Below are 7,800 nucleotides of genomic sequence, written 5' to 3' on the forward strand. Positions count from 1 at the left end.
ATGGCTGACAGACCCTTGAAGCCGTCCTTGGTGCGCATGGACTGCACCTCCAGGCGGTAGCGTCCGGTCTTGAGGTACTGCGCGCCAAGGGTGGCCTGGGCGGTGGCGATGCGTGCGAGTGCTGCGTTGCTCATGTTCCGAGATCCCATTTGAGTGGCGGGACGTCGGAAGGACGTCCTCGCCTTCCTCTATGGGGGCGTTTCTCTGAGATCGTTCGAGAGGCGCGAAAGAGCCGCCCCCCCAGTCCTTGCCTGCTGCTGACTTGGAAATGGTCGCGCCATTTTGGGTCAAGCATGCGCGCGCGATAGGGCCATGTCGAAAAACTTCAACGAGGACAATCTAGTTGAACGACGACTTATGATCGGGACTCCGAGAAGATGAAGAAGGAGGTGCTGCGGTCTGTTGCGGGACTCCTGCGCCATTGCCCAGAATAGTTCGCCTTGGCGCGCTGAACAGGCTTTCCGGTGTCTGCGGGCACCACTCGAATAGCGGATTCCATTGGCATAGCTGCGCTAGTAAGCTCTCGGAAGTGAACAACCGAAGGGGGATATCTTGTCACATGTAAACGTGCTCGCATCATCCATTGCGTCGACTGCTTCCGACTATAGAGCGCATGAATTTGGTCAGATGAGTGCAGAGCGTGTGATTAGGTGGGTCAAGCAGTTTGAGGAGAGAGTGCGAGAGCCACTGTTGGTGGAGCTTGATTATGTATTGAAGCAAACCTACTACACGCAAAGTAGGGTTGAGCGATTTCTTACTGTTGTCGCGAATGATTCAAAGTTCACGAGAGGAGAGCCGGTTGCTTTCTGGTCGAGAACGGGTTTATTGAATATACAGAAGGGAGGGGCGAGTCAGCGAGACATGCTTGAGATGTTTGGGCGGGTCCTGGAAAAGTCGTTCAATCTTGGCGCTGAGTCCGGGACTGGGGAGTCGGGGGAGTTCGTGTATATCGACGATGGTGTGTTTAGCGGGAGCCGCGCTCGGCAAGATCTCTGTGGTTGGATTGCAGGCGAGGCGCCGAATAAGGCGGTTATACATGTTGTTGTTATTGCGTTATTTTCGGCAGGGAAATGGCACGCTGAGCAGAAGGTAATGGAGGCGGCGAAGAGTGTGAAAAAAGATATAACGCTGAAGTTCTGGCGTGCTCAGGCTTTTGAGAATCGAAGGACCCAGAGAAGAAATTCGGATGTTTTGTCGCCTGGTATGCTGCCCAGTGATGAGGGAGTTGTGAAGTATGCAGATGAGCTGAAAGCAGCTGGGTATCCAGTTGAATTGCGCCCCGGTATTGGACTCGGAGAAGGGAAGTTGTTTTCGTCGCATGAAGGGCGCCATCTGCTGGAACAAGAGTTCCTCAAGGCCGGGGTGCGCATTAGAGAACAATGTCCGAATCTCCCGCAGGCCTGCCGCCCATTGGGATTCACAGGGTTGCGGCTCCTTGGGTTCGGCGGGATGGTTGTGACTTACAGGAACTGCCCGAATAACTGTCCGCTTGTTTTCTGGGCCTCCGATCCGTGGTACCCTCTTTTTCCGAGGAAGACGAATACAGACACACAAATGGATGCGATGTGGCTCTAAGAGATGAGGTGCTAAAAGTTGGTGTTCGAGAATATGTTGTGGACAAGTGTGCTCCATTCAGAAAGACGAATGAGCGCTTTGGTGGGCTTTCCAATATGGCAGCCGGTTTTCCGGTGCATGTTAACGGCGTTAGGATAGGAACCTCGGAGGTGCTCTATCAGATGTGCCGATTTCCTCATATGCCTAAAGTTCAGTGGATGCTTGTTGGACAGAGCAGTCCTATGACTGCAAAAATGAAAAGCAAGCCATATAGGGCTCAGGCACGTCCTGATTGGGATTCGATCCGGGTGCGTGTAATGCGATGGTGCTTGAGAGTTAAGCTTGCGCAGAATTGGGAGGAGTTTAGTCGGCTGCTTGAGTCTACCGGTGAGTTGCCTATTGTGGAGGTCTCGATGAAAGACCCCTATTGGGGAGCGGTGCCTCAAGAGTTTGACGAGAGAGTTTTGTCGGGTGCCAATGTTCTTGGCCGGTTGCTGATGGAATTGCGCATGAAGCTTCGGGAGGATCGCAATGGCGCTCTGCGAGTGGTCTCTCCTCCCAATGTTTCAGGCTTTCTATTCTTCGGGCGGCCAGTAGATAATATTCGTGGCGATTGATTGCCTGTGGCTGCTTTAGGCGGGTTGGTGTTTGAGTTGGTGGGTGACTGGACGTCTAGAAGGGAATCCCGTCATCGTCCGGATTAGCTTCCGGCAGACGCTGGCATTTTGAACAGCCATTTTCTTTGGTGTCTGCGCGCATGTCTGCGCGCTTCAAAAATGACGAGCATGTTGCGCATGTCGGCGTCCGAAAGATTAGATCGCCACATCGGCTGCAGTGGGCTTCGGTCATATCGCGGCGTTTAGTGGGGGTTCGGACAAGGTCTTCCAGATTTGGAGGGAGAGGAGTTCGGCATTTTCTACATGTTTTTACTAGTCCTGTGCCACAGCTCCGGCAGCACGTGTCCGAACAAGTCTCGACTTTGGGGCCCCTGAAGTACCCCCACTCAGACCAGTATGCGTCATTGCAGAGTGGATTGGGGCAGAGCGACAGTACTGGTTCTGAGCTTAGTAGGAGGGTCTGGCCTGCAATTTTCTTTAGCGATTCGGAGAATGACTCTGCGTTGAGGTAGCGATTGTTTCGTTCAGGAGCGCAGGCTGTCTTAATGATGTTGCGAAGTTCTAGCGGTAAATGGCTGAGATCTTGGTCAATTAGGTCGTGATTGATTCGTGGATGTCCAGCTAGCATTTCAAAGAGGACAACCCCTAAAGAATAGATGTCGGTACGATTGTCGACTGAACTTGAGTCTGCGAGCTGCTCTGGTGATGAGTATTCTGTTCGGCCGATAACAACACCAGGATTAGTTGTTCGCGTCAGTCCAGGGCTCTGTTCTGTGCAGATGCCGATTGAAAAATCTATCAGAGCAGCAGACTGGCTTCGAATGATGATGTTGTCAGGTGCTATGTCGCGATGGATGACGTGCTCGCTATGAGCGTATGCCAGGGCAGAGAGGAGTTGTTGCGTCACTTCGATTGCCTTCTCTGTGTCCAGTCGCCGCTTTCTTGCGATGGTGTGTGAGAGGCTCTGTCCGCGGATCAGTTGCATTATGATGTATGGGACTTCTGTTTTGCCTCGTCGAATCGTTCCGTCGGTAAGTATGTATGGTATCGCGGGGTGGTCCAGTCGCGCTAAGAGCAAATGTTCGCGGTCAAAGCGTTTGCGATTTGACTCGTCGCTTGGATTGAGATGGTCAAAGAACTTAACAGCCACTGGACGATTGAGAGATTTTTGCATGGCGCGCCAGACTTCTCCATACGCGCCTTTGCCTAGGAAAATATCAATCTCGAAATTTCTCTTCCTGAGAGTATCGATATAGTCGGCTGGAGCCCTCCTCAGTACGACCGCCATATGCTCATTTTCCCTTCCTCTAACGAAAGTACTTGGTTGCCTCGTGAATAGGCGCTCCTTGGAGATACGAGATCGACTCGCTGTACGCTGTCAACGGGGCCACTCGACCCCATAGGTGTTGGTGTGTGTGTCTGTGTGTGATCCTCGGGCTGCATTTGAACGTACTGAGAAAGGGGGAGTCGAACACGCAATCATGCCCAGCAGTAACTTTTGTGATTGGCCTTCAGTTTCTTGGATGAAACGCGCTCTCTCGTAGACTGTCGCTAACGAGAGTGCGTACTCTTCAGTATGCAGGCACACGTCCACCTCGACATAAGGCGCCTGCTGCCCGGGCCGACGCGCACCCGGCTCGCTGATGGTCAACGCGTCCGCGCGCAACCACTCCCCATCATCCAGTCGGTCCGAGAACGGGCCGGTCTCCCTCATCCACCGTGCTCAGCAACACCGAAGAACCAGCGGAAGCTCCGCATCTACATCTCCGCCGGCGCGCTCGCGCTGCTCAAGCACCTCGACTACCCATGCTCCGAGGAAGTGCTCGCCTCGGCGAAGCGAGTCGAAGGGCTCGAAGACGAGGGCATGGACTACGAACTGAGCGGCACCCGCGATGACTTCGAGAGCCTCGCCGGCTGGGTTGCCGGTGATGCAAACCACGCCGACCGCCGCCAGAAGCGGAAGCTGGCCTTGCTGCTGGCCCTCTCGGATGCGCTCGAGGCGGTGCTCTGACGACGGACGACGAGCCGCTGGCGGCCCGCCCAGCACTCTCTCCGACCAGACTTCAGTAACCGACCGGATTCCGCTGTCCTGAGCGCGGAAGAGTTCCACTCCGGACCATCAGCCGGGGCGCGACCATGGGCGAAGTGCTGCATGGAGGCGTGTTTCAGGAGGTGTCTGCGGCGAGGCGGCGACTCCAGGGGCCGGGCAGGAGCTCATCCATCCGGCTGGCCGGGTGGTACTGCACGCGCAGCAGCACATCGGCGAGGTAGTTGCGCGGGTTGACGCCATTGGCCTCGCAAGTGGCCACCAGTGAGTAGAGGCCGGCGAGGTTTCGGCCCGCGGCGTCGTGGCTGACGAAGAGGAAGTTCTTCCGGCCCAGGGCCGCGACGCGCAGCGCGCGCTCCGAGGCATTGTGTGATGCCTGGAGGTACCCATGGACCCGTAGGGTGAGAGTCCCGAAGCGGCAACAGGTCGAAGCCGCATAGCTAGGGTGGCGCTCGCGGGGGAGATGCCCGGGAGCGAAGCCCACCGACGAAGTCCCGCCCTGGGCGGGATGAGCGAGTACGCGGGCCGTAACGAAGTGATGAACGTCCGGTTGAGGCCTCGTCATCAGATAAGTCCCGAGCGCCGAGCCGTCATAATATCGGCGAAGGCAGCAGGTCCATCTCGACACCGACCCGGGAGAAGGACCGCTCGGCGGGGTAAAGGCGACAGCACGCGTACAAGGCCATGGGTTGAAACAGGGAAGGGCTCCTCGCCCCGCGGAGAAACCCCGCGGAAGCAAGGTAGCCGGGCGAGCCGAGAGGTGAAGCCCGGCGAAGGCGAGAGCCCGACGGATGGGTCCGTAGTAGCGGCGAAGCGGGGTAACGCCCGTGGAGCGAAGGGGCCCTACCGGAGGCATTCCGAGGGAGGAGCGAGGCAGGAGCGGGATGACAAAGCCCACCATCAGTCTGCAGGAGCTTCGAACGAGGATAGGCCATCGGGCGAAATCCGCCCCAACGCATCGTTTCTGGGGAATGTACGTTCACCTCACCCGGCTGGAGACCCTCGAAGCCTCCTACCTCGAAGCTCGTCGCAATGGCGGCGCGCCCGGGGTGGACGGCGTGACGTTCGAGGCGATTGACAGCCAGGGACGCGGCGAGTTCCTGTCGGAGCTCGCACGGGAGTTGGAGGAGGAGCGGTACACCCCCAAGCCGTACCGGCGAAGAGAGATTCCAAAGGAGGGCGGCAAGGTCCGCACCATCTCGATTCCAACGATTCGAGACCGGGTGGTCCAAGGCGCGCGCCGGTTGCTGCTGGAACCCATCTTCGAAGCCGACTTCTCGGCACATTCGTTCGGGGCGAGACCCGGGCGCTCGGCACATCAGGCCGTGGACGAAGTGCGCAAGGGGATGAACCACCAGAAGCACCTGGCCGTGGATGTGGACTTGAAGTCCTTCTTCGACACCATTCGGCACGACCGGATGATGGAGAAGGTGGCGCGCAGAGTCCAAGACGGCCGGGTGCTCGCCCTGGTGAAGCAATTCCTGAAGAGCACGGGTGGGTGCGGAATCCCGCAAGGGTCTCCGCTCTCGCCACTGCTGGCCAACGTGGCGCTGAACGACCTGGACCACGCCCTGGGGAAGGGCAAAGGCTATCTCACCTACGCGAGGTACCTCGACGACATGGTGGTGCTCACCTTCAACTCGAAACGAGGGAGGCGGTGGGCGGAGCGTGCGCTGGAGCGCATCCGCGAGGAAGCGGAGGCCATTGGCGTGCAGTTGAACAAGGAGAAGACCCGGACGGTGCTGCTCACCGAGAAGGGGGCCATATTCGCGTTCCTCGGCTTCGAATTTCGCTGGAAGCCGAACCCAACCAACCAGAAGGGGTACGCACACACGAGCCCGCGCAAGAAGAAGCTCACTGAAGTCCTCCGCAAGGTCAGGGACGTCCTCCACGGCAGCCGGCACCTTTAGGTGCAGGATGCGGTGGCCCGGGTCAACCCGGTCCTTCGCGGTTGGGTGAACTACTTCCGAGTGGGGAACTCAAGCCGAGCATTCGACAAAGTGAAGTGGCACGTCGAACGCAAGGTGAGGCGGTTCGCGGTGAAGAAACTGAAGCGAAGGGGCTTCGGCTGGACGCGGTGGAGTAGCGACGTCGTGTACAGGATGTGGGGTCTCTTCAATGACTACCGCATCCGGTACTACACCGCCGCGAAAGCAGGCGCCCTGCCGAAAGGAATCATAACCCCGATGAGATGACGCCTTCGCGGCGAGCCGGATGCGGGAAATCCGCCTGTCCGGTTCGATGAGGCGGGGGCCGGAGACGGAGTGATGGCGCGCTCTACACGGGCACGAAGCCGGAAACGGCGGACACAGCCAAGGGCAGCCTGGACACCACCGCGCCGGTCCCCGACCCGACTGTCCAGTGGCAGCCGCACATCCTCGACGAAGCGTGTGAAGGCCTCCCACTGCCCCAGCGCATAGGAGATAGCCCCTCCCTGCGGGCCGCGCGGCGGGTGCAGCGGCTGATTCTCCTTGAGCCAGGTGCGGAGGGTTTCGAGCGTCGCGGCGGACTGCTGCTGGCGCAAGGCCTGGTGCGCGGGTGTCCCTGTGAGGTCGGCTGCCTTCGCCGCGGCCTCCACCCGGTACAGCGCGAGGATGAGGCGCAAGGCCTCCTCGGCCGCCGGGTTGGCGGGGAGCGCCTCGAAGAAGCGGCGACGTACGTGGGCCCAGCACCCAACGCGCGTGCGTGCCTCGGGTGTCGTCACCCGGTTGTAGCCCGTGTAGCCATCCACCACGAGGGCGCCCTGGGTGCCGCCCAATACTTCGACGGGCGTGGTGCCCGCGCGCGTGGGACTGAAGCAATAGGCAATCAGCTCGTCCTGGGTGGCCGCTTCCTGGGCGAGAAACGTCCAGAGAAAGCCCATGCGCGTCTTCTCGGGGGCTTGCACCTTCATCGGCGTCTCGTCGCCCTGCACCACGTCCTGCTCGGCCACCCGGCGCAGCAGGTGCTCGGAGACGGGCGCCAGTTCCATGGCTGCGCGGTGGAAGAGGTCCGTCAGGGTACTGCGCGCCACGGGGACACCGTCCCGCGCCAGCGACTTCTCCAGGCGGTAGAGGGGAAGCGAGTCGGCGCACTTGGAGGTGACGACGTGCGCGATGAAGGTATCCGTCCGGATTTAGGCGTCGGGTGAGTTGAGCGGACGGGAGGGCTCCACGCGTTCTTGGGGGACGCGATGGAGGGACACATGAGGAAGCAGTTGGGCGCGGACGAGTGGCGCCGGTTGGTAGCGGAGTTCGAAGAGAGTGAGCAGAAGCAGAAGGAGTTCGCCGCGGCCAAGGGCGTCTCGGTGAGCACGCTGCAATTCTGGGTGTACAAGTTGAGACGAGAAGCCAGGCGAGCGGCTGCTCCTCAGTTTCTGCCGGTGGAGGTGGTAAGCTCCACCGCGCTTGCAGCGCGGCAGACGGTGGCCCCAGGAGGAGGCCCCTGCGCGACGCCTCTCGAGGTGGCGCTTCCGTCGGGGCGGGTGCTGCGTTTCTCAGAGGGCACCGACGTCGGCTACGTGCGCGCTCTGCTGGCGGCGCTGGGCTGACGTGCTGCTATGTGTCCCTCCATCGCATCCCCCAAGAACGCGTGGAGCCCTCC

General features: G+C 59.6%; 8 protein-coding genes and 1 pseudogene. 6 read left to right on the plus strand and 3 right to left on the minus strand.

Translation table 11 applies throughout. The annotated features are described in order from the left end of the window. Nucleotides 1-567: 567 nt before the first annotated feature. Both G4D87_RS29465 and G4D87_RS29470 read left to right on the plus strand, forming a co-directional pair. Nucleotides 568-1,575 (plus strand): phosphoribosyltransferase-like anti-phage protein, encoded by a 1,008-nt coding sequence (locus G4D87_RS29465; RefSeq protein WP_163786032.1) that lies wholly within the window; start codon nucleotides 568-570, stop codon nucleotides 1,573-1,575. Beyond that, entirely contained in the window at nucleotides 1,566-2,171 is a 606-nt protein-coding gene (locus G4D87_RS29470; protein WP_240358708.1) for an NADAR family anti-phage protein, read from the plus strand. Before G4D87_RS29465 ends, G4D87_RS29470 begins: the two co-directional genes overlap by 10 nt. A 55-nt stretch (nucleotides 2,172-2,226) precedes the next feature. Here the strand turns inward: G4D87_RS29470 and G4D87_RS29475 are convergent, their stop codons facing one another. Beyond that, nucleotides 2,227-3,459, minus strand: coding sequence for a serine/threonine protein kinase (locus tag G4D87_RS29475; protein ID WP_163786033.1), 1,233 nt, complete (start codon nucleotides 3,457-3,459; stop codon nucleotides 2,227-2,229). Nucleotides 3,460-3,747: 288 nt separating this feature from the next. Between G4D87_RS29475 and G4D87_RS29480 the strand changes: the two genes are divergently transcribed. Next, nucleotides 3,748-4,182: a hypothetical protein gene (locus G4D87_RS29480; protein ID WP_163786034.1), complete on the plus strand. Its 435-nt coding sequence runs from the start codon at nucleotides 3,748-3,750 to the stop codon at nucleotides 4,180-4,182. Between the two features lie 154 nt (nucleotides 4,183-4,336). On the opposite strand, the pseudogene G4D87_RS29485 reads toward G4D87_RS29480, so the two are convergent. Continuing rightward, nucleotides 4,337-4,591 (minus strand): annotated as a pseudogene (locus G4D87_RS29485) (transposase domain-containing protein); the annotation flags it as partial. Nucleotides 4,592-5,189: 598 nt separating this feature from the next. Here G4D87_RS29485 and G4D87_RS29490 point away from each other — a divergent pair. Next, entirely contained in the window at nucleotides 5,190-6,128 is a 939-nt protein-coding gene (locus tag G4D87_RS29490; protein WP_240358709.1) for a reverse transcriptase domain-containing protein, read from the plus strand. 12 nt (nucleotides 6,129-6,140) lie between these two features. Further along, on the plus strand, nucleotides 6,141-6,413 hold the full coding sequence (locus tag G4D87_RS39665; RefSeq protein ID WP_275902310.1) for a group II intron maturase-specific domain-containing protein: 273 nt from the start codon (nucleotides 6,141-6,143) through the stop codon (nucleotides 6,411-6,413). On the opposite strand, the gene tnpC is transcribed toward G4D87_RS39665, so the two are convergent. Beyond that, entirely contained in the window at nucleotides 6,356-7,333 is a 978-nt protein-coding gene (tnpC, locus tag G4D87_RS29495) for an IS66 family transposase (RefSeq protein WP_338045008.1), read from the minus strand. The genes G4D87_RS39665 and tnpC overlap by 58 nt on opposite strands. Nucleotides 7,334-7,402: 69 nt before the next feature. Here tnpC and tnpA point away from each other — a divergent pair, with 69 nt between their 5' ends. Further along, nucleotides 7,403-7,747 carry an IS66 family insertion sequence element accessory protein TnpA gene (gene tnpA, locus G4D87_RS29500; RefSeq protein ID WP_163786035.1) on the plus strand — a complete coding sequence of 115 codons (345 nt, stop codon included), beginning with the start codon at nucleotides 7,403-7,405 and terminating at the stop codon, nucleotides 7,745-7,747. Nucleotides 7,748-7,800: the final 53 nt, after the last annotated feature.

The sequence above is a fragment of the Myxococcus vastator genome (assembly GCF_010894475.1).
Taxonomy (GTDB): Bacteria; Myxococcota; Myxococcia; order Myxococcales; family Myxococcaceae; genus Myxococcus; species Myxococcus vastator.